Genomic DNA, 23819 nt, shown 5'->3' on the forward strand with positions numbered 1-23819 from the left:
CGGGCTCGGACGATGAAAACAGTTCTCTGCTACGGTGATAGTCTGACCTGGGGCTACGATGCCACGGATGGCGGCCGCCATGCGCTTGCCGATCGCTGGCCGAGCGTCTTGCAGACAGCCCTGGGCTCGGACGTCCAGATCATTGCCGAAGGGCTGAACGGCCGTACGACCGCCTATGACGATCACCTCGCCGATTGCGATCGCAATGGCGCCAAGGTGCTGCCGACCATTCTCCACAGCCATGCGCCGCTTGATCTGATCATCTTTCTGCTCGGCGCCAACGACATGAAGCCGATCATTCACGGAACAGCCTTCGGCGCCGTGAAGGGCATCGAGCGCCTCGTCAATCTGGTGCGCCGGCACGACTGGCCGGTGGAGAGCGAGGGCGGACCGGATATTCTGATTGTCTCGCCGCCGCAGCTTTGCGAAACGGCCAATGCCGCCTTCGGTGCGATGTTCGCCGGCGGCATCGAGCAGTCGGGCATGCTGGCGCCGCTCTACCGTGATCTGGCCGATGAACTCGATTGCGGCTTCTTCGATGCGGGATCGGTTGCGAGGACGACACCGCTCGACGGCGTGCATCTCGATTCTGAAAACACCCGCGCGATCGGCCGTGGCCTCGAGCCGGTCGTCCGGATGATGCTCGGGGTTTGAGATGACGGGTGACGTCACGATCAGACCGGCGGAACGAAAAGAGGCGGCGGAACTCGCGGTTCTCGTTGACATCGCCTCGCACGGCTTTGCCGCCTGGCTCTGGTCCGGCGCCGTTCTCAATGGGGCGGCCGATACGGCGTTCGAGCGCGGGCGCAACAAGCTGCGCGAGGATGTTGGGCCGGGACACTGGCGCGACGCTGTTGTTGCCGATGTCGAGGATGAGGTCGCGGGCGTATCGATCGGCTACGGCATCGACGTATCCGCAGTCGAAACCGAAGCAAGGCATGCGGTGATCGAACCTTTGCTGGCATTGCAGCGGCAGGTGGTTGGTCACTGGTTCATCGATAGCCTCGGCGTATACCGCCATCGGCGCGGCCGCGGCATCGGACGCAGATTGCTTGCACATGAAATTGCACGCGCCGGCTCGGCGCCGGTGAGCCTGATCACCGAAAGCCACAATGACGCGGCGCAGGCGCTCTACAGGAAAAACGGCTTTAAGGAGGCGGCTCGCGCTGAGGCCGTACCGCTCTTCGAAGGCAGCAGAAAACACGACTGGGTGCTCTTCACCCGCAAGGTCGCTTGAGACAAAGGCAGGAAACACATGGCTGAGAATTACGACGTCATCGTCATCGGTTCGGGTCCGGGCGGCTATATCGCCGCCATTCGTGCGGCACAGTTGGGTTTCAAGACCGCGGTCGTCGAGCGCGAGCACCTGGCCGGCATCTGCTCCAACTGGGGCTGTATTCCGACCAAGGCGCTGCTGCGTTCGGCCGAAGTGCTGCACTACGCCCAGCATCCAGGCAGCTACGGCATCAAGATCGAGGGTGCGGTGACACCTGATCTGAAGGCGATCGTTGCCCGCTCGCGCGGCATTGCCGAGCGCATGAACGGCGGCGTCGGCTTCCTGATGAAGAAGAACAAGGTCGATGTCATCTGGGGCGAAGCCAAGCTGACGAAGCCCGGCGAAATCGTCGTCGGCAAGTCGACGAAGCCGGCCGTCCAGCCGCAGGCGCCGTTGCCGAAGAACACCAAGGGCGAGGGCACCTACACCGCCAAGCACATCATCATCGCCACCGGTGCGCGTCCGCGCGCGCTGCCGGGCATCGAGCCGGACGGCAAGCTCATCTGGACCTATTTCGAGGCGATGAAGCCTGAGGAAATGCCGAAGTCGCTGCTGGTCATGGGCTCGGGCGCGATCGGCATCGAATTTGCCTCGTTCTACCGCACCATGGGCGTCGACGTGACCGTTGTCGAAGTCATGCCGAACGTCATGCCGGTCGAAGACGCCGAGATCTCGAGCATTGCCAAGAAGCAGTTCGAAAAGCAGGGCATGAAGATCCACCTCGAAGCCAAGGTGACGAAGGTCGAGAAGGGTGCCAATTCGATCACCGCCCATGTCGAGATGAAGGACGGCAAGGTCGAAAAGATCACCGCGGACCGGATGATTTCTGCCGTTGGCGTTCAGGGCAATATCGAGAATCTCGGTCTCGAAGCGCTGGGGATCAAGACCGACCGCGGCTGCATCGTCATCGACGGCTACGGCAAGACCAACGTTCCCGGCGTCTATGCAATCGGCGACGTTGCCGGCCCGCCGATGCTCGCGCACAAGGCTGAGCATGAGGCGGTCATCTGCGTCGAGAAGATCGCCGGGCTGCCGAACGTCCATCCGATGGACAAGCTGAAGATCCCGGGCTGCACCTATTGCCACCCGCAGGTTGCCTCCGTCGGCATCACCGAAGCCAAGGCGAAGGCCGAAGGCCGCGATATCCGCGTCGGGCGCTTCCCCTTCGTTGCCAACGGCAAGGCGATTGCGCTGGGAGAAGACCAGGGCATGGTCAAGACGATCTTCGACAAGAAGACCGGCGAGCTTCTGGGCGCCCACATGGTCGGCGCCGAGGTGACCGAACTGATCCAGGGCTTCGTCGTTGCCATGAACCTGGAAACGACGGAGGAAGACCTGATGCACACGATCTTCCCGCATCCGACGATCTCGGAGACGATGAAGGAAAGCGTGCTCGATGCTTACGGACGTGCACTGAACGCCTAATCCAAAAGGCTGAGGCCGGAACTTTTTGGCGCCATCCGGCATTGAGGACTTGTCCTCAATGAACGGAGATCACCATGAGCTTGAACGGCGTCGGCATTCTGGCTGCGATCATCATCGGCGGGTTGGCCGGATGGCTCGCGGAGCGTTTCATGAACAGCGATATGGGGCTGTTCATGAACATTGCGCTCGGCATCATCGGTGCGGTGGTGCTGAATTTCATTCTGGCGGCCTTCGGCATGGCCTTTGCCGGGTGGCTTGCCTATCTGGTTACCGGCTTTATCGGCGCCTGCCTGCTGATTGCCGTCGGCCGCGCTGTCAAGCGATAGCCTGCGACGCTTCCTTTACAAGCGGTCGGGCCGTCGAGCAAAAGGTGGCCTGACATTTCGCGTCGGGCCATCTATATAGATCGAAAATGGGTCTGCCGGCACGACGCCGGACCCGCCGCGACGAGGAAGACAGTATGGTAACGGTGTTCGATGCCGTCTCTGAACGGGCGCAACGCGTCCGCCATCCGGAAAAGGCCCACAAGCCCGATACCGAAATGCTGCGCAAGCCGGAGTGGATCCGCGTCAAGGCGCCGACCTCCAAGGGCTACCAGGAGACGCGCGAGCTGGTGCGTTCGCACAAGCTGGTCACCGTCTGTGAAGAGGCCGGCTGCCCGAATATCGGCGAGTGCTGGGACAAGAAGCACGCCACCTTCATGATCATGGGCGAGATCTGTACTCGCGCCTGCGCCTTCTGCAATGTCTCGACAGGCAAGCCGAATGCGCTCGACATGGCGGAACCGGAGAATGTCGCCAAGGCCGTCAAGCAGATGGGCCTCTCCCACGTCGTCATCACGTCCGTCGACCGCGACGATCTGCCGGATGGTGGCGCCGAGCATTTCGAAAAGGTGATCTGGGCGATCCGCGCCGCGTCGCCGCAGACGACGATCGAAATCCTCACACCCGACTTCCTGAAGAAGCCCGGCGCGCTGGAGCGCGTGGTCGCTGCCAAGCCCGACGTCTTCAACCACAACATGGAAACCGTGCCGGGCAACTATCTGACTGTCCGTCCGGGCGCTCGCTACTTCCACTCGATCCGCCTGCTTCAGCGCGTCAAGGAACTCGACCCGACGATGTTCACCAAGTCCGGCATCATGGTCGGTCTCGGCGAAGAGCGAAACGAAGTGCTGCAACTGATGGACGATCTGCGCACCGCCGACGTCGATTTCATGACCATCGGCCAGTATCTGCAGCCGACCCGCAAGCATCACAAGGTCGAGAAGTTCGTGACGCCGGAGGAGTTCAAGTCCTACGAGACTGTCGCATACACCAAGGGCTTCCTGATGGTCGCCTCAAGCCCGCTGACCCGCTCGTCGCACCACGCCGGCGACGATTTCGCCCGCTTGCGCGCAGCCCGCGAAAAGAAGCTCGCCGCCGTAGCCGGGTAAGGCCGAGGCATTTCGAGACAACAGAAACTCCGGCCCCGCGCCGGAGTTTCGCTGTTTACCGTTGTTCCCGTATCTGCCGGGAGTTCCCATGGACCAGCCGTCAAAACCGGCAGGGATGAACTATGTCGATGATGCCGTGGGTGCCAATTGCATCCGCAACGCTCGACGCATCCTCGTCGTGGGATGCTCCGGTGGCGGCAAGTCGACGCTTTCGCAGAAGCTCGCTCGACATTTCGACCTGAGCTACATCTCGATCGATCGCGACATCCTGTGGCTGCCCGGCTGGCAGCAACGTGATCGGGCCGAGCAACGTCAGCGCATCGTCGAGAGGATCGCCGCCGAGCGCTGGGTCATGGATGGCACAGGTCCTTCTACTTTCGATCTGCGCGTGCCGCGGAGCGATGTCGTGATCTGGGTGCGCATGCCGAGGCTTCGGTGCATCTGGGGCGTTCTCAGCCGCTGGTTGAGGTACTTTGGGCGCACCCGTCCAGAGATGGCGCCGGGATGCATCGAGAAGGTCGACTGGGAATTCATCGAGTTCATCTGGACCTTCGAGCAGAAATTCTCGCCGCGGATTGTCGCAGGCCTGGCAGAGCATGGCCCTGACGTGCCGGTTCTGCAGTTGAAATCGCGTCGCCAGGTGCAGGGGCTCCTTGATCTTCTCGGTCTGCCCGCTTAACTCCCCTTTATGCCACACTTTGAAACGAACCATGTCGTCAAGCACACGGCCGACCAGATGTTTGATCTCGTTGCCGATGTCGAACGCTACCCGGAATTTCTGCCGCTCTGCGAGGCTCTGACCGTGCGCTCGCGCAAGGAGAGGGATGGCAAGGTTTTGCTGCTGGCTGATATGACCGTCGGCTACAAGGCGATCCGCGAGACATTCACGACGCAGGTGCTGCTCAACAAGGCCGAGCGGGTGATCGAGGTGAAATACATTGATGGCCCGTTCAAGTATCTCGATAATCGCTGGCGCTTCGAGCCGGCGGGCGAGGGGCAGTCGTCGGTGCATTTCTACATCGACTACGAGTTCAAGAGCCGCATCCTTGGAGCTCTGATGGGCTCGATGTTCGACCGCGCCTTCCGCATGTTCTCCGACGCGTTCGAGAAGCGCGCCGACAAGATCTACGCCGTCTGAGCGACCTCGGCCAGCATCTCCAGCGCCGTTCGGACGGTTGCGAGCCGCACGGCGTCGCGGCCGATATCGCCGTAGCGCATCTCGCGGTGGAGAGCGGTGCCTGTGCGCCCGGTTGCCGACAAATGCACCAGTCCAACAGGCTTTTCTGCCGATCCGCCACCCGGGCCCGCAATGCCGGTGACGGCGACGGCAAAATCAGCCTCGGAGCGTGAGACAGCGCCGCGCGCCATTTCGACGGCCGTCTGCCTTGAAACGGCGCCATGGGCCGCGAGCGTCGCCGGATCGACGCCGAGCATCTGGATCTTGGCGTCGTTGGAATAGGTCACGAAACCACGGTCGACGACTGCCGACGATCCGGCGATTTCCGTCAACGCGCCGGCGATCAATCCGCCGGTGCAGGATTCGGCCGTTGCCACCTTGAGGCCGCGGGCGGTGAAATCGGCAATGATCTTGCCGGCCGTCGCTTGAATGTCATTCGGCCACATCGTGGATGCCCCCCGAGGTGTAAACGACGGTTGCGGTCGCGATTGCGGCGATACCTTCGTCGCGACCGACAAAGCCGAGGCGCTCGTTCGTCGTCGCCTTGACCGAGCACCGGTCGAGGTCGATGCCGAGCATGGCGGCAAGGTTCTCCCGCATGGCCTGTCGATGCGGTCCGACCTTCGGCGCTTCGGCAATCAGCGAAATATCGGCATTGGTGATGGTGCCGCCGCGCTGGCGCACGATATTGGCCGCATGCTCGAGGAAGATGCGTGAAGGCGCACCCTTCCACTGCGGGTCGGATGGCGGAAAGTGGTCGCCGATGTCGCCAGCGCCGCAGGTGGCCAAGAGCGCATCGGTCAGCGCATGCAACGCCACGTCGGCATCGGAATGGCCGGAGAGCTTTTTGGTGTGCGGGATGAGAACGCCACAAAGCGTGACGCCATCACCTTCGACCAGCTGGTGAACGTCGTAGCCATTGCCGGTGCGGACATCCGGGATGAGATGTCGCTTGAGTTTTTCGTCGGCCATGGCGATGTCCCTTTTCAGTGTGAGCTTGACGTTGTCGACCGTGCCCTCGACGAGAGTGACAGGAATGCCCGCCCATTCGGCGATTGAGGCGTCGTCGGTAAAATCCGTCCGTCCGCTGCTGGCTGCGGCCCTGTGGGCGTCGAGGATGGTCGTGAGGTCGAAGGTTTGCGGCGTCTGTGCCGCATGAAGGTGATTGCGCGAAACGGTTTCGGTCACCATGCCGGCGGCATCGGCGCGCTTCAGCGTATCCGACACGGCAATTGCCGGCAGCACGGCGCGCGCTCCCTTCGCCACCGCTTCCGCGCAGCGCGAGAGCAGGGCATGATCGGCAAACGGGCGCACGGCATCGTGAATCATGACGTAGCGTGAGCCGGTTGCTGCTACGGCTTCCAGGCCTGCCAGTACCGATTGCTGTCGGGTTGCGCCGCCGTGAACGACGATCAGGGCGCGTGTCGGCGATCGCCTGCGCGCCGCTGCCAACAGATCTTCATCGTCAGGATGGATCACAACGACGATCGGTCCAGTCCCCGGCCATGTCGCGAAAGTGTCAAGCGTATGGGCGATAACCGGCTTGTCGCCGATGGTGCGGTACTGTTTCGGCCCCTCGGCCGACTGTCCCGCGCGTTCGCCGCGCCCTGCTGCAACGATCACAATGCCGCAGGAAAGCTGTTCTTCAGGCTGCATCTTCTGTATGTGGTCCCGGATTTCGCCAATCTTCGCCGTGATGTACCGCGAAGGTCCGCGCTTTGCCAGCCGAACAGGGAAATTTGCCCGACGCTTCGAAATCGCTTGGCAAGCCAGAGAACAATGTCTAAAAATAGTGCAAGAACAACATGTGCCTGAAAGATATGCATTTGCCAGCTCCGGCTTTGTCATCACCGCTTCGGATCGGGAATATCGAAATCCGCAACCGGGTGGCGCTCGCCCCGATGTCAGGTGTCACGGACCTGCCATTCCGCACTTTGGCCTGGCGCTTCGGTGCGGGGTTTGTCGTGACGGAAATGGTAGCGAGCCGCGAACTGGTCGGTAACGCCTCGGAATCCTGGGCGAGGCTGAAGAACTCCGGCATCAAGCCGCATATCGTGCAGCTGGCCGGACGCGAGGCGCATTGGATGGCCGAGGCGGCCAAGATTGCCGCCGCCAACGGCGCCGATATCATCGATATCAATATGGGTTGCCCGGCAAAGAAAGTGACGGGCGGCTATTCCGGCTCGGCGCTGATGCGCGATCCCGATCACGCTCTGTCGCTGGTCGAGGCGACCGTCAACGCGGTCGATGTGCCGGTCACTTTGAAGATGCGGCTCGGCTGGGACGAGAACTCGATCAACGCGCCGCTGATTGCTAGGAGGGCGCAGGAGGCCGGTGTCCAGGCGATCACCGTGCATGGCCGCACCCGCATGCAGTTCTACACCGGCAAGGCCGATTGGGACGCGATCCGCGCCGTGCGCGACGTCGTGACTGTGCCGCTGGTCGCCAACGGCGACGTCGATACCGTCGCGGATGCGCAAGAGATCCTCAGGCGTTCCGGCGCCGACGCCGTCATGGCTGGGCGGTCCTCACAGGGCCGTCCCTGGCATGTCGGCGTTCTCGCTGGTGCTGCAGGCCATCCTGACCAGGCGGCGATCGCCGACATTTTCGTGGAGCACTATGAAATGATGCTCGAATTCTACGGTGCCGACACGGGCTTGAGGCATGCACGCAAGCATGTCGGCTGGTACTTGGACCGTTTCGCATCCGATCTTGCCGGGACGGAGAAGGGAGCGATCCTGACGTCGACCGATCCCAAATCCGTCGCCGCGCGTGCCTCGGAGGCCATTCGCAGTTCGCATGCGCCCCTCGCAAGCGAAGGGATCGCGGCATGACGGACAAGCCCAACACGCCGGAAGCCATGGCTGCTGCCAACGGGCTGTCGATGGCCGTTCTGAATGCCATTCAGAACCCGGTAATTCTCGTCGATCAGAATGGCCTGGTCGCCTTTGCCAATTGGGAAGCCGAATCCTTCTTCGGCGCCAGCGCCAATCATCTCGCCCGCCACGATATCAGTGCCTTCATCCCGTTCGGCAGTCCGCTTCTGACGCTGATCGAGCAGGTGCGCGAGCGCAAGGCGCCGGTCAACGAGTATCGCGTCGATCTGAGTTCCCCGCGGCTGGGTGCCGACAAGCTGGTCGATCTCTACGTGGCGCCGGTGATTTCGGAGCCCGGCTCCGTCGTGGTCGTGTTCCAGGAGCGGTCGATGGCCGACAAGATCGATCGCCAGTTGACGCATCGCGCGGCGGCGCGCTCGGTCACTGGCCTTGCCTCGATGCTGGCGCATGAGATCAAGAACCCGCTTTCCGGCATTCGGGGTGCGGCGCAATTGCTGGAGACCTCCGTCAACGACGAGGATCGGGCGTTGACCCGGCTGATCTGTGACGAGACCGACCGGATCGTATCGCTGGTCGATCGCATGGAAGTGTTTTCCGACGAGAGGCCGGTCGATCGCGTGCCGCTCAACATTCACTCGGTGCTCGATCACGTGAAGGCGATCGCACGGGCCGGTTTTGCGCGCCGGATCAAGGTGACGGAAAACTACGACCCGTCCCTTCCGTCCGTCTTTGCCAACCGCGACCAGCTCGTGCAGGTGTTTCTCAATCTCATCAAGAATGCGGCGGAAGCGATCGGCGATCGGCCGGAAGGCGAGATCATGCTGACGACCGCCTACAGGCCCGGCATTCGCCTTTCGGTCGCCGGCACCCGCGAGAAGATCTCGCTGCCGCTGGAGTTCTGCGTCCACGACAACGGCCCGGGCGTTCCTTCCGACCTGCTGCCGCACCTGTTCGATCCGTTCATCACCACCAAGACCAACGGTTCGGGCCTTGGGCTGGCGCTCGTCGCCAAGATCATCGGCGGGCATGGCGGCATCGTCGAATGCGACAGCCAGCAGAACCGCACGACTTTCCGCGTCCTGATGCCGGCCTCAAAGGGGCAGGCGGCGGATGAAGACGACATGCCTATGACAAAAGGAAACATTGCATGACGGGCGCCACGATCCTCGTCGCGGATGACGACGCAGCCATTCGCACCGTGCTCAATCAGGCGCTGAGCCGCGCCGGCTACGATGTCCGGATTACATCGAACGCAGCGACGCTCTGGCGTTGGATTTCCGCGGGCGACGGTGACCTTGTTGTCACCGACGTGGTCATGCCCGACGAGAATGCCTTCGATCTTCTTCCGCGCATCAAGAAGGCGCGACCGGACCTGCCGGTCCTTGTTATGAGTGCGCAGAACACCTTCATGACGGCGATCAAGGCTTCCGAGAAAGGCGCTTACGACTACCTGCCGAAGCCCTTCGATCTGACCGAGCTGATTGGCATCATCGGCCGGGCGCTGGCCGAGCCGAAGCGACGCCCGGCGAAGATCGACGACGATTCGCAGGATGGCATGCCGCTGGTCGGTCGCTCCGCAGCGATGCAGGAAATCTACCGCGTTCTCGCCCGCCTGATGCAGACCGATCTCACGCTGATGATCACCGGCGAATCCGGCACCGGCAAGGAACTGGTGGCGCGGGCGCTGCATGACTACGGCAAGCGCCGCAACGGCCCTTTCGTTGCCATCAACATGGCCGCGATCCCGCGCGACCTGATCGAATCGGAACTGTTCGGTCACGAAAAGGGGGCCTTCACTGGCGCGCAGACACGGTCAACCGGTCGTTTTGAGCAGGCCGAAGGTGGAACGCTCTTCCTCGACGAGATCGGCGACATGCCGATGGACGCACAGACGCGGTTGCTGCGCGTGCTGCAGCAGGGCGAGTATACGACGGTGGGCGGACGCACGCCGATCCGCTCCGATGTGCGCATCGTCGCTGCAACCAACAAGGATCTGAAACAGTCGATCAACCAGGGTCTCTTCCGCGAGGACCTGTATTACCGGCTGAATGTGGTGCCGCTGCGCCTGCCGCCGCTGCGCGATCGTGCGGAAGACATTCCCGATCTCGTACGCCATTTTGTCCAGCAGGCCGAAAAAGAAGGCCTGGACGTCAAGCGTTTCGATCAGGAAGCGCTGGAGCTGATGAAGGCGCATCCGTGGCCGGGCAACGTGCGCGAGCTCGAAAACCTCGTGCGACGACTGACCGCCCTTTACCCGCAGGATGTCATCACGCGGGAGATTATCGAAAACGAACTGCGGTCGGAAATCCCCGACAGCCCCATCGAAAAGACGCAGGCGCGCAACGGCTCTCTTTCGATCTCGCAGGCGGTTGAGGAGAACATGCGGCAATACTTTGCCAGCTTCGGGGACGCGCTTCCCCCAAGCGGTCTTTACGAGCGGGTGCTCGCCGAGATGGAGTATCCTCTCATCCTTGCCGCTTTGACGGCGACGCGAGGAAATCAGATCAAGGCCGCAGATTTGCTCGGCCTCAACCGCAACACGCTGCGCAAGAAGATCCGCGAACTCGGCGTCTCTGTGTATCGCAGCTCACGTACGGCTTGACTTGGCCGCAACCACCGTTGCATTTTCGCCACAATGCGTTGCTTGAACGTGTTATGACCGCCGAATAGAGCGGTGTTGCGCTGCTTTGCCTGGCCTTGGGGGCTGTGGCTGATGCGCAACAGCTCCGGTTGACGGTCCGGTCAATACCTTGACCCGGGATGTGCGTGAGAATTGCTGGTGTCGATAGGCGCCGGTCGGGGGAACGTTTTTTACATGGTGGATGCAATGGCCTTGCCGCTGGGCACAGATGACGGATTGGCGGCGCACGACCGTCGCGCGTCCTTTGCCTTACCGGGCCTCATGCTGGCGATCGGCGCACTCGTCTGCGCCACTCTGTCTCTGCTCGTTCTGCTTGGGCTGACGCCGATTCGGCTGGAACGCAACATTTTCATCGCCTGTGCCGCGATCAACGGACTATTTGTCGTCGGCCTGATCTATCTCATCGTTCGCGAAATTCTCAGGCTGCTGCGGGCGCGTCGCAAGGGGCGGGCCGCCGCGCGGCTTCATGTCCGCATCGTCGCGCTGTTTTCGATCGTCGCCATCACGCCCGCCATTCTGGTCGCGATCTTCGCCAGCATAACGCTCGATGTCGGACTTGACCGCTGGTTTTCGCTGCGCACGCAGGCGATCGTCCGGTCGTCGATCAGCGTCGCCCAGGCCTATGTGCTGGAGAATGCCAGCTATCTCCAGGGTCAGACCGTTTCGATGGCCAATGATCTTGAGCGCAACCGGCAACTCTACAGCCTCGACCGCACCGGCTTTACTGAACTGGTGACGCGCCAGGCCAGAGGGCGCGGCATGCTCGGCGCGTTCCTCGTGCGGGCAGACGGCAGCGCCATTCTGCAGGCCAACATCTCGACGGAAAAACCCCTGCCGGCCATCCCGCCGGATGCGCTCAAAAGCTCGGTTTCCGGACAGCCGACATTGATACCGCCCGGGATTACCAATCTGGTGGGTGCGGTGATCCCGCTTGACGATATTCCCGGCACCTATCTTTACACCGTTCGCAACGTCGATCCGGAAGTGATGCGTTCGCTGCGGCTGATGGAAGAAAACACGGCGGAGTATAAGACGCTCGAAGCCGGGCGCGCCTTTACGCAGATTGCCTTCGGCGTGCTCTATATCGGCTTTGCCCTGATCGTGCTTCTGGCGGCCATCTGGACGGCGATCGCCGTCGCCGACCGCATCGTTCGACCGATCCGCCAACTGATCGGCGCCGCCGACAGCGTTGCTGCTGGTAATCTTGATGTCGTCGTGCCGGTGCGTGCCGTCGATGGCGACGTCGGCAATCTTTCGCGTACGTTCAACAAGATGGTTTCGGAAATCCGCACCCAACAGGAGCAGATCCTTGAGGCCAAGGATGAGGTCGACCACCGACGGCGTTTCATCGAGGCAGTTCTTTCGGGCGTCACGGCAGCGGTCATCGGCGTCGGCCGCGACCGGCAGATCACCATCGCCAATTCCTCTTCGGAGGAGTTTCTGAAGAAGACCGCTCCGGATCTGCTCGGTGCGGATCTGCGCGTGGTTGCGCCTGAGATCGAAGAAGTGCTGGTCGAAGCGGAAAGCCGCTACCGCAACAATTTCCGCAAGCAGATCAACATTATGCGCGGAGGAACAGAGCGCACGCTGAACATCCAGGTGACGCGCGAAGAAGGCGGCGAGGCAAACGAATCCTACGTCATCACCATCGACGACATCACGGATCTCGTCATCGCGCAGCGCTCCACCGCCTGGGCCGATGTGGCGCGCCGTATCGCACACGAAATCAAGAACCCTCTGACGCCGATCCAGCTCTCGGCCGAGCGCCTGAAACGTCGCTATGGCAAGCAGATCGATCAGGAAGACAAGGCCGTCTTCGATCAGTGCACCGACACGATCGTAAGGCAGGTCGAAGATATCGGTCGCATGGTCGATGAGTTCTCCGCCTTTGCCCGCATGCCGAAGCCGACGAAGGAGAAGGTGGATCTGCGCGCAATTTTGAAGGACGCCGTGTTTCTGCGCGAGATGGGCAACAACCACATCCGCTTCATCCGCGAATTCGGCGACGAGCCGCTCCAAGGCATGTTCGATGGCCGCATGCTCGGACAGGCCTTCGGCAATATCGTCAAGAATGCCGTGGAGTCGATCGAGGCGGTGCCGACGGACGCTGTCCGTGGCGAGCCGACAGTGCTCGTGCGTGCGCAGCAGGATGGCGTCGCCGGCCGGTTTGTCGTCGATGTCATCGACAACGGCAAAGGCCTGCCGACCGAGAACCGGCATAGAATATTGGAACCGTATATGACGATGCGCGAGAAGGGCACGGGCCTCGGGCTCGCGATCGTCAAGAAGATCATTGAGGACCATGGCGGACAATTGGAATTGCACGACGCACCGGCCGATTTCGATGGCGGCGTTGGAGCAATGATCCGCGTGATCCTGCCGCCTGCCGGAGAAGCCGCGGGCGAAGACACTTTGAAGGGTAAGGGTACGAGCGATGGCCGCTGACATTCTGGTTGTAGACGATGAGGAAGACATCCGCGAGATCGTCTCCGGCATCCTGTCCGACGAGGGGCACGAGACCCGAACGGCTTTTGATAGCGACAGTGCGCTGGCGGCGATCAGCGACCGCGTGCCGCGGCTCGTCTTTCTCGACATCTGGATGCAGGGCAGCCGCCTCGACGGCCTCGCCCTGCTCGACGAGATCAAGGCGCGCCATCCCGATTTGCCGGTGGTGATGATTTCGGGGCACGGCAATATCGAAACGGCGGTCAACGCCATCAAGCGCGGCGCCTATGATTTCATCGAGAAGCCGTTCAAGGCTGACCGCCTGATCTTGATTGCCGAGCGCGCGCTCGAGAACTCCAAGTTGAAGCGCGAAGTCTCGGAGTTGAAGAAGAAGTCGGGCGATCCGGTCGAACTGATCGGAACCTCGGTGGCCGTCTCGCAGCTCCGCCAGACCGTCGAAAAGGTCGCGCCGACCAACAGCCGCATCATGATCCAGGGACCGTCCGGCTCCGGCAAGGAGCTGGTGGCGCGCATGATCCACCGCAAGTCGACCCGCTCGACCGGTCCGTTCGTGGCCCTGAACGCCGCGGCGATCACGCCCGACCGCATGGAGATCGCGCTTTTCGGAACCGAGGGAACGCCGGGGCAACCGCGCCGTACCGGTGCTCTCGAAGAGGCACATAGCGGCATCCTCTATCTTGACGAAGTCGGCGAAATGCCGCGCGAAACGCAGAACAAGATCCTGCGGGTTCTCGTCGATCAGCAATTCGAGCGGGTCGGCGGCACGAAGCGCGTCAAGGTCGACGTCCGCATTATCTCCTCGACGGCCTACAACCTCGAAAACATGATCTCCGAAGGCCTCTTCCGCGAGGATCTCTTCCACCGGCTCGCGGTCATCCCGGTGCGGGTGCCGGCTCTGGCCGAGCGCCGCGAGGATATTCCGTTTCTTGTCGACATGTTCATGCGCCAGGTCAGCGAGCAGGCGGGTATCCGCCCGCGCAAGATCGGCGACGATGCGCTTGCGGTGTTGCAGGCCCACGATTGGCCCGGCAACATTCGCCAGCTCCGCAACAATATCGAACGGCTGATGATCCTGGCCCGCAGTGACGGCCCGGATACGCCGATCTCGGCCGACATGCTGCCGACCGAAGTTGGCGATACCTTGCCGAAGATCTCCGCGCAGGGCGACCAGCACATCATGACGCTGCCGCTGCGCGAGGCTCGCGAAATGTTCGAGCGGGATTATCTGATCGCTCAGATCAACCGATTCGGCGGCAACATTTCCCGCACGGCCGAATTCGTTGGCATGGAGCGGTCGGCGCTTCACCGCAAGCTGAAGTCGCTGGGCGTTTGAGCGATAGATTTCTTCTGGCCGACGGCCGCCTGTACCTTGGTGAAAGAACGACATGAAGGTGATCATTTGTGGTGCGGGACAGGTCGGCTACGGCATCGCCGAACGGTTGGCCCAGGAAGACAATGACGTCTCGGTGATCGACACATCGGCGGCGCTCATTGCCAACATTACCGAAAGCCTCGATGTGCGTGGCTATGTCGGCCACGGCGCCCACCCGGACGTGCTGGCGAAAGCCGGTGCCGATCAGGCCGACATGTTGATCGCGGTCACGCTGTTCGACGAGGTCAACATCGTCGCCTGTGAGGTGGCGCATGCGATCTTCAATGTGCCGACCAAGGTCGCCCGTATCCGCGCTCAGAACTATCTGGCGCCGGAATACGCCAACCTTTTCTCCCGCGAGAACGTGCCGATCGATGTGACCATTTCGCCGGAAGTCGAAGTCGGGCGCTTGGTGCTGCGGCGCATCTCGTTCCCGGGCGCGACGGATGTCGTACGCTTTGCCGACGACCGGATCGCGATGGTCGCGATCGAGTGCATGGAAGACTGCCCGGTGGTCGACACGCCGCTGCAGCAGTTGAGCGAACTGTTTCCCGATCTGCAGGCAACGGTCACCGGCATCTTCCGCAACGGCAAGCTGATCGTGCCGCATTCGTCGGATCAGTTGCAGACCGGCGACCTTGCCTATGTCGTCTGCGACCGCGACCATGCGCGCCGCACGCTGGCTCTGTTCGGCCACGAAGAGCAGGAAGCGCGCCGCATCGTCATTCTCGGCGGCGGCAATATCGGCTATTTCGTCGCCAAGGCGATCGAGGAAAACCAGCCGAGGACCCGCGTCAAGCTGATCGAGAACGATCGAGACCGTGCGGTGATGATGGCCGACAAGCTCAGCAACACTGTCGTTCTCAACGGTTCGGCGATGGATCAGCGTATCCTGATGCAGGCCGACGTGCAGGATGCAGACCTGGTGGTGGCGCTGACCAACAACGACCAGATCAATATCCTCGGCAGCATGATGGCAAAACGGCTGGGCGCCAAATCGACGCTCGTTTTGATCAACGAACCGTCCTACCAGGATTTCGCGGGAACGGCCGGTGTCGATGCCTATATCAACCCGCGTGCGGTGACGATCTCGCGCGTGCTTCAGCACGTGCGCAAGGGTCGTATCCGCTCGGTCTATGCCGTCCAGAAGGGCACGGCTGAAGTGATCGAAGCCGAAGCGCTGGAAACCTCGCCGCTGGTCGGAAAAGCACTGCGGGAGCTCGATCTGCCCGATGGCATTCGCATCGGCGCGCTCTACCGGGACAAGACATTCATCCGCCCGCACGGCGACACCAAGATCAAGGCTAGGGATCGCGTCGTGCTCTTTGCCGCCGCCGAGGCCGTCCGCCACGTCGAACAGCTCTTCCGCGTCAGCATCCAGTTCTTCTGAGGTCAAACAAACGCCATGCCGAGAATTGCCTATGTCAACGGCGCCTACGTGCCGCACGCCGATGCTGCCATCCATATCGAAGATCGTGGCTACCAGTTCGCAGATGGGGTCTACGAGGTCTGCGAGATCCGTCATGGCTTCATCGTCGATCTGACCCGCCATCTCGACCGCCTTGGTCGATCGCTGAGTGAACTTCGCATCGACTGGCCGATGAACCGTGCGGCGCTGACGCATGTCATTCGTGAAGTCGTGCGCCGCAACCGGGTGCGAAACGGCCTGTTCTACATGCAGGTCACGCGCGGTGCCGCTCGCCGCGATCACGTCTTCCCGGCAAAGGGCACCGTGCCGACGATCGTGGTGACGGCCAAGCGCACTGATACCGCGGTAATCGCCAGGAAGGGTGCTGAAGGTATAGCGGCCATAACGGTTCCGGAGAACCGCTGGGATCGGGTCGACATCAAGTCCGTCGGTCTTCTGCCGAACGTGCTGGCCCGCCAGAAGGCCAAGGAGGAGGGCGCCCAGGAGGCGATCTTCGTCGATCCTGATGGCACGGTGAAAGAAGGTGCTGCGACCAATGTCTGGATCGTCGATCGCGACGGCGTCCTGCGTACGCGTCCGGCCGATCACGGCATTCTCAGGGGTATTACCCGCACGACGCTGATGGACGTGGCCAGGCCCCTTGGCATCAAGATCGAGGAACGGGCCTTCTCAGTGGACGAGATGCTCGCAGCGCGCGAGGTCTTCATCACGGCCGCAACGAGCATCTGTTTTCCGGTCGTTTCCATCGACGGCAAACCGATCGGCAACGGTCATCCAGGAAGCATAGCACAGAATATTCGTGAAGCCTTTTTCGACGTTGCGGAAAAGACATTGATTTGATACCAAACTGACAGAGGCGTCGGGGGAAGGGTACTTGTGACGCCTCTGATTGAAAAAATAGACAAAATGCACCGGCGCGCGACGCCGGCAAATAAGAAAGAATCGGCGCGATGGCGGAACGTTCTCAGAACTTGCAGGATCTTTTCCTTAATACGGTCCGCAAACAAAAGATTTCTCTGACAATTTTTCTTATCAACGGCGTCAAATTGACGGGCGTTGTCACGTCATTTGACAATTTCTGTGTGTTGTTGCGCCGCGATGGTCATTCGCAGCTCGTCTACAAGCACGCGATCTCGACCATCATGCCGGGCCAGCCGCTGCAGATGTTCGAGAACGAAGAAGCCGCATCCTGACGGGACGTAAGGCACATTACCAAACGGGATTCAAAGTCGTCGTCGATCATTCCGGAGCTTGAAACGCTCCGCGACGACATGCGCGCAGTCGTTATTGTGCCGGTCTTGAAAAAGACCGGCAGGCAGTCGGCTGAAACTCTCTCTGCGACCAGCACCCGCACCGACGAAAGTCGGCTGGAAGAGGCAGCGGGCCTTGCCCGGGCGATCGACCTCAACGTCGTTCATGGCGCCATCGTATCTGTGGCGCAGCCAAAGCCGGGCACGCTGCTCGGCACCGGCAAGATCGAGGAGATCGGTCACATCCTCGTTGAACAGGATGCTGGCCTGGTCATCGTCGACCACCCGCTGACCCCGGTGCAGCAGCGCAATCTGGAAAAGGAATGGAACGCCAAGGTCATCGACCGGACGGGCCTGATCCTTGAAATCTTCGGGCGCCGCGCCTCCACCAAGGAAGGCACGCTGCAGGTTGATCTCGCGCATCTGAACTATCAGAAGGGCCGGCTCGTCAGGAGCTGGACCCACCTCGAGCGTCAGCGCGGCGGTGGCGGCTTCATGGGCGGCCCGGGCGAAACCCAGATCGAAGCGGACCGGCGCTTGCTGCAGGACCGTATCGTCAAGCTTGAGCGCGAACTGGAACAGGTTCGCCGCACACGGCAATTGCACCGCTCCAAGCGCAAGAAGGTGCCGCATCCGATCGTGGCTCTTGTCGGCTACACCAATGCCGGCAAGTCGACGCTTTTCAACCGAATGACCGGAGCCGGCGTACTGGCTGAGGACATGCTGTTTGCAACGCTCGATCCGACGTTGCGACGGCTGAAGCTGCCGCAAGGCCGCATGGTGATCATGTCCGACACGGTCGGCTTCATCTCGGATCTGCCGACGCATCTTGTCGCCGCCTTCCGTGCGACGCTCGAAGAGGTGCTTGAAGCCGATTTGATCCTGCATGTCCGCGATCTCTCCGATCCGGACAATCAGGCGCAGGCAAGCGACGTTCTGCGCATCCTTGCCGATCTCGGGATTGACGAGAAGGAGGCTGCGGCCCGGCTTGTCGAGGTCTGGAACAAGATCGACCGGCTGGAGCCGGAAGCGCGTGAGGCCTTGACGAACAAAGCCGCAAGCTCTGAGAACACCGTGGCCGTCTCGGCGATTACGGGTGAGGGCGTTGATGGGCTGCTGGCCGAGATCGGCCGTAGGCTTTCCGGTGTCCTGACAGAATGCACCGTCGTTCTCGGTGTCGATCAGTTGCAGCTTCTGCCCTGGGTCTACGAACATGCCATCGTCGACGGTCGCGAAGATCAGGAGGACGGCAGCGTCAGTCTCGATCTGCGTCTGACGGAAAACGAGGCTGTGGATCTGGAGCGGCGTCTCGGCAACGGGCCGAAGCCCGCCGCGGAAGACTGGTAAGCCATTGCACCTGAGGCGCGGATCGTCGCCTCAGGTCAGTTGCCGTTCGATGGCCTTGGCCGCCTGCCACAGCTCTTCCATCCGTTCCAGCGTGGCTTCCTCGAGCGTTTCTCCGTGCGCTTCAAGCTCGTGCTCGATATGGGCAAAGCGTCGGCGGAACTTGGTATTGGTGCCGCGCAGCGCCATTTCCGGATCGGTGCCGACATGGCGGCCGATGTTCACGACCGCAAAGATCAGATCGCCGAGTTCATCGGCCACCTTCGCATGGTCCTTCTCCTTCAACGCCTGACGCAACTCTCCGATCTCTTCCTCGATCTTGTCGAGGATCGGCTCCGGCTCCGACCAGTCAAAGCCGACCTTGGCGGCGCGTTCCTGCAGTTTAAGCGCTTCCACGAGGGCAGGGAAGCTGCGCTGGATCGAACCCAGATGACTGGCAGCACCATCGTGCGGCAAACCCCGGTTGGCGCGCCGCGCCTGACGTTCGGCCTTTTCGGCCTGCTTGATCTCGTCCCACTGGGCCTTGACTGCTTCCGGAGTGTCCGCGTCCGAACGGGCAAAGACGTGCGGGTGGCGGCGGATCATCTTGGCCGTGACGGCCTCGACGACATCGCCGAAGGCGAACTCGCCGGCCTCTTCGGCCATGCGGGCATGAAACACCACCTGCAACAGCAGGTCCCCCAGCTCGTCGCAAAGGTCGTGCATGTCGCCGCGCTCGATCGCGTCGGCAACTTCGTAGGCTTCTTCGATGGTATAGGGCTTGATCGTCTCGAACGTCTGGACGATGTCCCACGGGCAGCCGGTTTCCGGCTGCCGCAGTGCTTCCATGATATCGAGAAGGCCCTTGATGTCGCGTGATGGTTTCATAAGATCAATTCAACGGAATGGCGTTGTCGCTTTTGCCCGACTGGTAACTGTCGGACAGGCGCTGATAACAGTCACGGATGCGAGCATCCTGGGCTGCAAGCTTCTCCTGCGTTGCCTGGTCGGCGTCCCTGGCGAGCGCTGCGATCGACGATGACGTCCAGAACGCATTGTTCTGTGCGTAGCCGCCTGGCTCAAGACGAAACACCTCCTTGAGGATCTTCAGGTCGTGCGGGATGGAAAAGCTGTCGCGCGAATCTTCGTGGCTGAAGAAGTAGTAGAAATTGTCAAAGCCCGCCCAGGTGATTGCCGACAGACACATCGAGCAGGGCTCGTGCGTCGAAAGGAAGATCAAGTCGTGTGTATCAGGTTTTTCCGCCAGCTCGTAGAAACGCTTGAGTGCGTGTACTTCGCCGTGCCAGAGCGGATTTTCCGTCTCGTTGTTCGTCTCGGCGAGAACGAGAGAAAGATCGGACTTGCGCAGGATCGCCGCGCCAAACACCTTGTTGCCGGCGGCCACACCCTTTTCCGTCAGGGGCAGGATATCCTGTTCGATCACATCGAGCAGCCGTTCGGCCAGTTCGGATTGCGTCATGTCTTCAGTCTCCGGCAAATGCGTTGCGGCATTTAACGGAGGTTGCCCCTTGGGCGCAATGGCTGCCGACAGCAGGTATTGCGCAACAGTCCCGGAGATATTTGCTCAAAATGCCGCGTGGTCGAGCAAAACAATACGGGACCTCAAAGCCATTGAAATTTCTGTTTCTTCAATTGCTGTGGGCTATGCGGGATATTGAGCGGAGCCTGTAGAAGGAACAGATTGCAAGACCATGCCGCAGCAACTCTCCGTCTTCCCCGCATTCTTTCGCGTCGCGCAAAAGCGCGTGGCGGTTTTCGGCAATGGCGACGAGGCCTTTGCCAAGGTGCGTCTGCTGCTCAACACCGAGGCCGCGATCGTCGTTTATGCCGATGCACCGGAGGCCGACTTCGCTGCATTTCTGAGCGAGCGCGCGATTGAAACCGTACGCGCCGCCTTCGCTCCGAAACAACTTGAAGGCGCGATCCTGGCGTTTGCCGCGACTGGCGATGCAGCGCAAGATCGCAGGATCGTCGTTGCCGCGCGCGAACAGAGAATTCCGGCCAACGCCGTCGATCAGCCCGATTACTGCGATTTCTTTACACCGGCGCTCGTCAATCGTGCCCCGGTCGCCGTTGCGATCGGCACCGAAGGCGCCGGCCCGGTGCTTGCGCAGATGATCCGCGCCCAGATCGATCAGATGCTGTCACCGTCGCTCGGGCTCGTGGCAACGCTCGCCGCCAGCTACCGCGAAGCTGTCGATCGGCTCGTGCCGCGCGGTGTCGCGCGTCGCCTCTTCTGGCGTCGGTTCTTTCAGGGGCCGGTGGCAGACAAGGTTGCGCTTGGCGATGTTGCCGCCGCGCGCAGCGAAGCTTCGCGCCTGCTCGACACGGCACAGGCAGCCTCCGGTCACGTCTGGCTCGTCGGCGCTGGCCCGGGCGCCGAGGATCTGCTGACGCTGAGGGCGCAGCGGGTGATGATGGAAGCCGATGCGATCGTCTACGACGCGCTGGTGCCACAGGCGATCGTCGACATGGGGCGCCGCGATGCCGAGCGCCTCTCTGTCGGCAAGCGCAAGGGGTGCCACACGAAATCACAGGACGAGATCAACCAGCTGCTGGTGAAGCTTGCAAGTGAAGGCAAGCGCGTCGTTCGCCTGAAATCTGGCGATCCGCTTGTCTACGGTCGCGCTGGCGAAGAAATGGCTGCGCTGCGCGAGGCTGATATCACCTATGAGATCGTACCGGGGATCACCTCTGCCTTTGCCGCCGCTGCCGATTTCGAGTTGCCGCTTACATTGCGCGGCGTTGCATCGTCGCTGGTCTTTACGACCGGCCATGACCTGACTGGAGAAGTGCTGCCGGACTGGGCGCGCCTGGCCGTGTCGGGCGCGACCATCGCGGTCTATATGGGGCGCACCGTCGCGGCCTCGGTTGCCGGCCGCCTGATGCAGGCGGGCTTGCCCGCGGAAACGACCGTGGCGGTGATCGAAAACGCCAGCCGCTCCGACCGCCGGCTGTTGCACGGCACGCTCAAGGACCTGCCGGATCTCGAGAGCCGCACCGAACTTTCCGGGCCGGTCATGGTCATCATCGGCGACGCCGTAGCCGGCGCGAATTTCGAGCGTTCCGAGCCGCTGGTGGCCGGCAAGCGCACAGCAAAGCATAAGAAGATCGAAGCTGCCGCTGAGCGCAGCGAACAGTTTGTGAATTAAGGGAAACGTCATGGTGAACAAGGTATTGACGGCAAATCGGCTCTCGGATGGCATATCCGTCTGGCTGGATGCCTCGGGCAACTGGGTCGAGCAGCTCCAGCAGGCCTTCATTGCCCGCCATGCCGAGGCGGTCACCGCGCTCGAAGCGACCGGCAAACTCGCTTTTGACGACAACAAGGTAGTCGACGCCAACGTCGTCGACGTCGAGGAAGTCAACGGCACGCTGCGGCCGCTGCGCATGCGTGAACGCATCCGCGCCGAGGGTCCTTCGATCCCCTATGCCGCCGGATATAATGGCCTCGCCGGCCCGAACTTTGCTGCCTGAGGAACCGACAAAACATGTACCGTTACGATGAATTCGATCATGCCTTCGTTTCCTCGCGAGTCGATCAGTTCCGCGATCAAGTCGAACGCCGCCTGAGCGGCGAGTTGGCGGAGGATGCATTCAAGCCGCTGCGTCTGATGAACGGCGTGTACCTGCAACTGCATGCCTACATGCTGCGCGTCGCCATCCCCTATGGCACGCTGTCGAGCCGCCAGATGCGCATGCTCGCGCACATTGCCCGCAAATATGATCGTGGATACGGCCATTTCACCACCCGCCAGAACATCCAGTATAACTGGCCGCGTCTTTCCGACACGCCGGATATCCTCGACGAACTGGCAAGTGTCGAAATGCACGCGCTGCAGACGTCAGGCAATTGCATTCGCAACGTCACGGCTGACCACTTCGCCGGCGCGGCGGCTGATGAAGTCGCAGATCCAAGGCCTTATGCGGAAATCCTGAGGCAGTGGTCGAGCGTGCACCCGGAATTCTCGTTCCTGCCGCGCAAGTTCAAGATCGCCGTTACCGGTGCCGAGCGCGACCGTGCGGCGATCCAGGTGCATGACATCGGCCTGCACCTGAAGAAGGATGAGAACGGCCGCATCGGCTTTGCTGTCTATGTCGGTGGCGGACAGGGCCGCACGCCGATGATCGCCAAGAAGATCCGCGATTTCCTGCCGGAAGAGGATCTTCTGTCCTACACGACGGCGATCATGCGCGTTTACAACCTGCATGGCCGTCGCGACAACAAGTACAAGGCGCGTATCAAGATCCTCGTCCACGAGACCGGTGCGGAAGAACTCTCCCGTCAGGTCGAAGTGGAATTCGCAGCGCTGAAGGATACGGAGCTGAAGCTGCCGGAAGCCGATATCCAGGCCATCTCCACCTATTTTGCACCTCCGGCGCTGGAGCCGCGCGCGGAAGGCTGGGAAAGCCTTGCACGCTGGAAGAAGACCGATGCGGAGTTCTCGCGCTGGGTCCACCAGAACGTTCAGCCGCACAAGCATCCTGACTACGGAATGGTCACGATCTCGCTGAAGCCGATCGGCGGCATTCCGGGGGATGCGACCGACGCCCAGATGGACGCCGTTGCCGACATCGCCGAGGAATATGCCTTCGACGAAATCCGCGTCAGCCACGAGCAGAACCTGATCCTGCCGCATGTGGCGCTGGCGGATCTGGAGCCGATTTACCGGGCGCTCGTCGTTGCCGGTCTGGCGACGGCCAATGCCGGCCTGATCACCGATATCATTGCCTGTCCCGGGCTCGACTACTGCGCGCTTGCAAACGCTCGCTCCATTCCGGTTGCGCAGGAAATCTCGACCCGCTTCGGCGCGCCAGAGCGGCAGGCCGAAATCGGCGAGTTGAAGATCAAGATCTCCGGCTGCATCAACGCCTGCGGCCACCACCATGTTGGCCACATCGGTCTGCTCGGCGTTGAAAAGAAGGGTTCGGAACTCTATCAGATCACGCTTGGCGGCTCCGGCGATGAGAACACTTCGATCGGCGAGATCATCGGTCGCGGTTTTGAACCGGAGAAGGTGACCGACGCGATCGAGACGATCGTCGATACCTATCTCGGGCTGCGCAACGACAAGTCGGAGACGTTCCTCGAAGCGTACCGTCGGGTCGGTCCGCAACCTTTCAAAGACGCGCTCTATGGCGGCAGCGCACAGGAAGCCGCTTGAGGGGC

23 protein-coding genes are annotated in these 23819 nt (G+C 61.6%); 19 read left to right on the forward strand and 4 right to left on the reverse strand.

The window, feature by feature from the left end:
• Window positions 1–12 precede the first annotated feature (12 nt).
• From LPJGGPFB_RS10145 to LPJGGPFB_RS10175, 7 genes are all read left to right on the forward strand, one after another.
• Window positions 13–654, forward strand: coding sequence for an SGNH/GDSL hydrolase family protein (locus tag LPJGGPFB_RS10145; RefSeq protein ID WP_173419809.1), 642 nt, complete (start codon window positions 13–15; stop codon window positions 652–654).
• 1 nt (window position 655) lies between these two features.
• Entirely contained in the window at window positions 656–1237 is a 582-nt protein-coding gene (locus LPJGGPFB_RS10150; protein WP_173419810.1) for a GNAT family N-acetyltransferase, read from the forward strand.
• Between the two features lie 18 nt (window positions 1238–1255).
• Window positions 1256–2701: a dihydrolipoyl dehydrogenase gene (gene lpdA / locus LPJGGPFB_RS10155; RefSeq protein WP_173419811.1), complete on the forward strand. Its 1446-nt coding sequence runs from the start codon at window positions 1256–1258 to the stop codon at window positions 2699–2701.
• A 74-nt stretch (window positions 2702–2775) separates the two neighbouring features.
• Window positions 2776–3027 carry a GlsB/YeaQ/YmgE family stress response membrane protein gene (locus LPJGGPFB_RS10160; protein ID WP_173419812.1) on the forward strand — a complete coding sequence of 84 codons (252 nt, stop codon included), beginning with the start codon at window positions 2776–2778 and terminating at the stop codon, window positions 3025–3027.
• Window positions 3028–3161: 134 nt separating this feature from the next.
• Window positions 3162–4133, forward strand: coding sequence for a lipoyl synthase (gene lipA / locus LPJGGPFB_RS10165; protein WP_173419813.1), 972 nt, complete (start codon window positions 3162–3164; stop codon window positions 4131–4133).
• Between the two features lie 115 nt (window positions 4134–4248).
• Window positions 4249–4812: a P-loop NTPase family protein gene (locus tag LPJGGPFB_RS10170; protein ID WP_234902876.1), complete on the forward strand. Its 564-nt coding sequence runs from the start codon at window positions 4249–4251 to the stop codon at window positions 4810–4812.
• Window positions 4813–4821: 9 nt separating this feature from the next.
• Complete coding sequence (locus tag LPJGGPFB_RS10175) at window positions 4822–5271, forward strand: type II toxin-antitoxin system RatA family toxin (protein ID WP_173419815.1); 450 nt, start codon at window positions 4822–4824, stop codon at window positions 5269–5271.
• Here LPJGGPFB_RS10175 and LPJGGPFB_RS10180 read toward each other — a convergent pair.
• Window positions 5259–5756: a CinA family protein gene (locus LPJGGPFB_RS10180; protein ID WP_173419816.1), complete on the reverse strand. Its 498-nt coding sequence runs from the start codon at window positions 5754–5756 to the stop codon at window positions 5259–5261. The genes LPJGGPFB_RS10175 and LPJGGPFB_RS10180 overlap by 13 nt on opposite strands.
• Window positions 5743–6966, reverse strand: coding sequence for a bifunctional 2-C-methyl-D-erythritol 4-phosphate cytidylyltransferase/2-C-methyl-D-erythritol 2,4-cyclodiphosphate synthase (locus LPJGGPFB_RS10185; RefSeq protein ID WP_173419817.1), 1224 nt, complete (start codon window positions 6964–6966; stop codon window positions 5743–5745). The genes LPJGGPFB_RS10180 and LPJGGPFB_RS10185 overlap by 14 nt, the downstream gene beginning before the upstream one ends.
• Window positions 6967–7115: 149 nt before the next feature.
• Between LPJGGPFB_RS10185 and dusB the strand changes: the two genes are divergently transcribed.
• The 9 genes from dusB to hflX all read left to right on the forward strand — a co-directional run bounded on the left by dusB (window position 7116) and on the right by hflX (window position 18652).
• Entirely contained in the window at window positions 7116–8144 is a 1029-nt protein-coding gene (gene dusB / locus LPJGGPFB_RS10190) for a tRNA dihydrouridine synthase DusB (RefSeq protein ID WP_173419818.1), read from the forward strand.
• On the forward strand, window positions 8141–9298 hold the full coding sequence (locus LPJGGPFB_RS10195) for a two-component system sensor histidine kinase NtrB (protein ID WP_173419819.1): 1158 nt from the start codon (window positions 8141–8143) through the stop codon (window positions 9296–9298). The genes dusB and LPJGGPFB_RS10195 overlap by 4 nt, the downstream gene beginning before the upstream one ends.
• Window positions 9295–10749 (forward strand): nitrogen regulation protein NR(I), encoded by a 1455-nt coding sequence (gene ntrC, locus LPJGGPFB_RS10200; RefSeq protein WP_077498331.1) that lies wholly within the window; start codon window positions 9295–9297, stop codon window positions 10747–10749. The genes LPJGGPFB_RS10195 and ntrC overlap by 4 nt, the downstream gene beginning before the upstream one ends.
• A gap of 213 nt (window positions 10750–10962) precedes the next feature.
• Entirely contained in the window at window positions 10963–13233 is a 2271-nt protein-coding gene (locus tag LPJGGPFB_RS10205; protein WP_173419820.1) for a sensor histidine kinase NtrY-like, read from the forward strand.
• Window positions 13223–14587 carry a two-component system response regulator NtrX gene (gene ntrX, locus LPJGGPFB_RS10210; protein ID WP_077498329.1) on the forward strand — a complete coding sequence of 455 codons (1365 nt, stop codon included), beginning with the start codon at window positions 13223–13225 and terminating at the stop codon, window positions 14585–14587. Before LPJGGPFB_RS10205 ends, ntrX begins: the two co-directional genes overlap by 11 nt.
• Before the next feature lie 52 nt (window positions 14588–14639).
• The gene (trkA, locus tag LPJGGPFB_RS10215) at window positions 14640–16016 is read left to right on the forward strand and encodes a Trk system potassium transporter TrkA (RefSeq protein ID WP_173419821.1); all 1377 of its coding nucleotides are present in this window, start codon (window positions 14640–14642) and stop codon (window positions 16014–16016) included.
• A gap of 15 nt (window positions 16017–16031) precedes the next feature.
• Window positions 16032–16895: a D-amino-acid transaminase gene (locus LPJGGPFB_RS10220; RefSeq protein ID WP_173419822.1), complete on the forward strand. Its 864-nt coding sequence runs from the start codon at window positions 16032–16034 to the stop codon at window positions 16893–16895.
• A gap of 110 nt (window positions 16896–17005) precedes the next feature.
• A complete protein-coding gene (gene hfq, locus LPJGGPFB_RS10225) occupies window positions 17006–17248 on the forward strand; it encodes an RNA chaperone Hfq (RefSeq protein WP_003535434.1) in 243 nt (80 codons plus the stop codon).
• 78 nt (window positions 17249–17326) lie between these two features.
• A complete protein-coding gene (gene hflX, locus LPJGGPFB_RS10230; RefSeq protein WP_173419823.1) occupies window positions 17327–18652 on the forward strand; it encodes a GTPase HflX in 1326 nt (441 codons plus the stop codon).
• A 30-nt stretch (window positions 18653–18682) separates the two neighbouring features.
• On the opposite strand, the gene mazG is transcribed toward hflX, so the two are convergent.
• On the reverse strand, window positions 18683–19516 hold the full coding sequence (gene mazG, locus LPJGGPFB_RS10235) for a nucleoside triphosphate pyrophosphohydrolase (RefSeq protein ID WP_173419824.1): 834 nt from the start codon (window positions 19514–19516) through the stop codon (window positions 18683–18685).
• 4 nt (window positions 19517–19520) lie between these two features.
• On the reverse strand, window positions 19521–20108 hold the full coding sequence (locus tag LPJGGPFB_RS10240; RefSeq protein ID WP_173419825.1) for a nucleoside deaminase: 588 nt from the start codon (window positions 20106–20108) through the stop codon (window positions 19521–19523).
• A gap of 232 nt (window positions 20109–20340) precedes the next feature.
• Between LPJGGPFB_RS10240 and cysG the strand changes: the two genes are divergently transcribed.
• The 3 genes from cysG to LPJGGPFB_RS10255 are packed head-to-tail and all read left to right on the forward strand — an operon-like array spanning window position 20341 to window position 23814.
• A complete protein-coding gene (cysG, locus tag LPJGGPFB_RS10245) occupies window positions 20341–21801 on the forward strand; it encodes a siroheme synthase CysG (RefSeq protein WP_173419826.1) in 1461 nt (486 codons plus the stop codon).
• Between the two features lie 10 nt (window positions 21802–21811).
• Window positions 21812–22126, forward strand: coding sequence for a DUF2849 domain-containing protein (locus tag LPJGGPFB_RS10250; RefSeq protein WP_173419827.1), 315 nt, complete (start codon window positions 21812–21814; stop codon window positions 22124–22126).
• Window positions 22127–22140: 14 nt separating this feature from the next.
• Window positions 22141–23814, forward strand: coding sequence for a nitrite/sulfite reductase (locus LPJGGPFB_RS10255; protein ID WP_173419828.1), 1674 nt, complete (start codon window positions 22141–22143; stop codon window positions 23812–23814).
• The last annotated feature ends 5 nt before the right edge of the window (window positions 23815–23819 follow it).

Origin of the sequence: Ensifer adhaerens, assembly GCF_013283195.1 — a bacterium.
GTDB classification, from domain to species: Bacteria; Pseudomonadota; Alphaproteobacteria; order Rhizobiales; family Rhizobiaceae; genus Ensifer; species Ensifer adhaerens_G.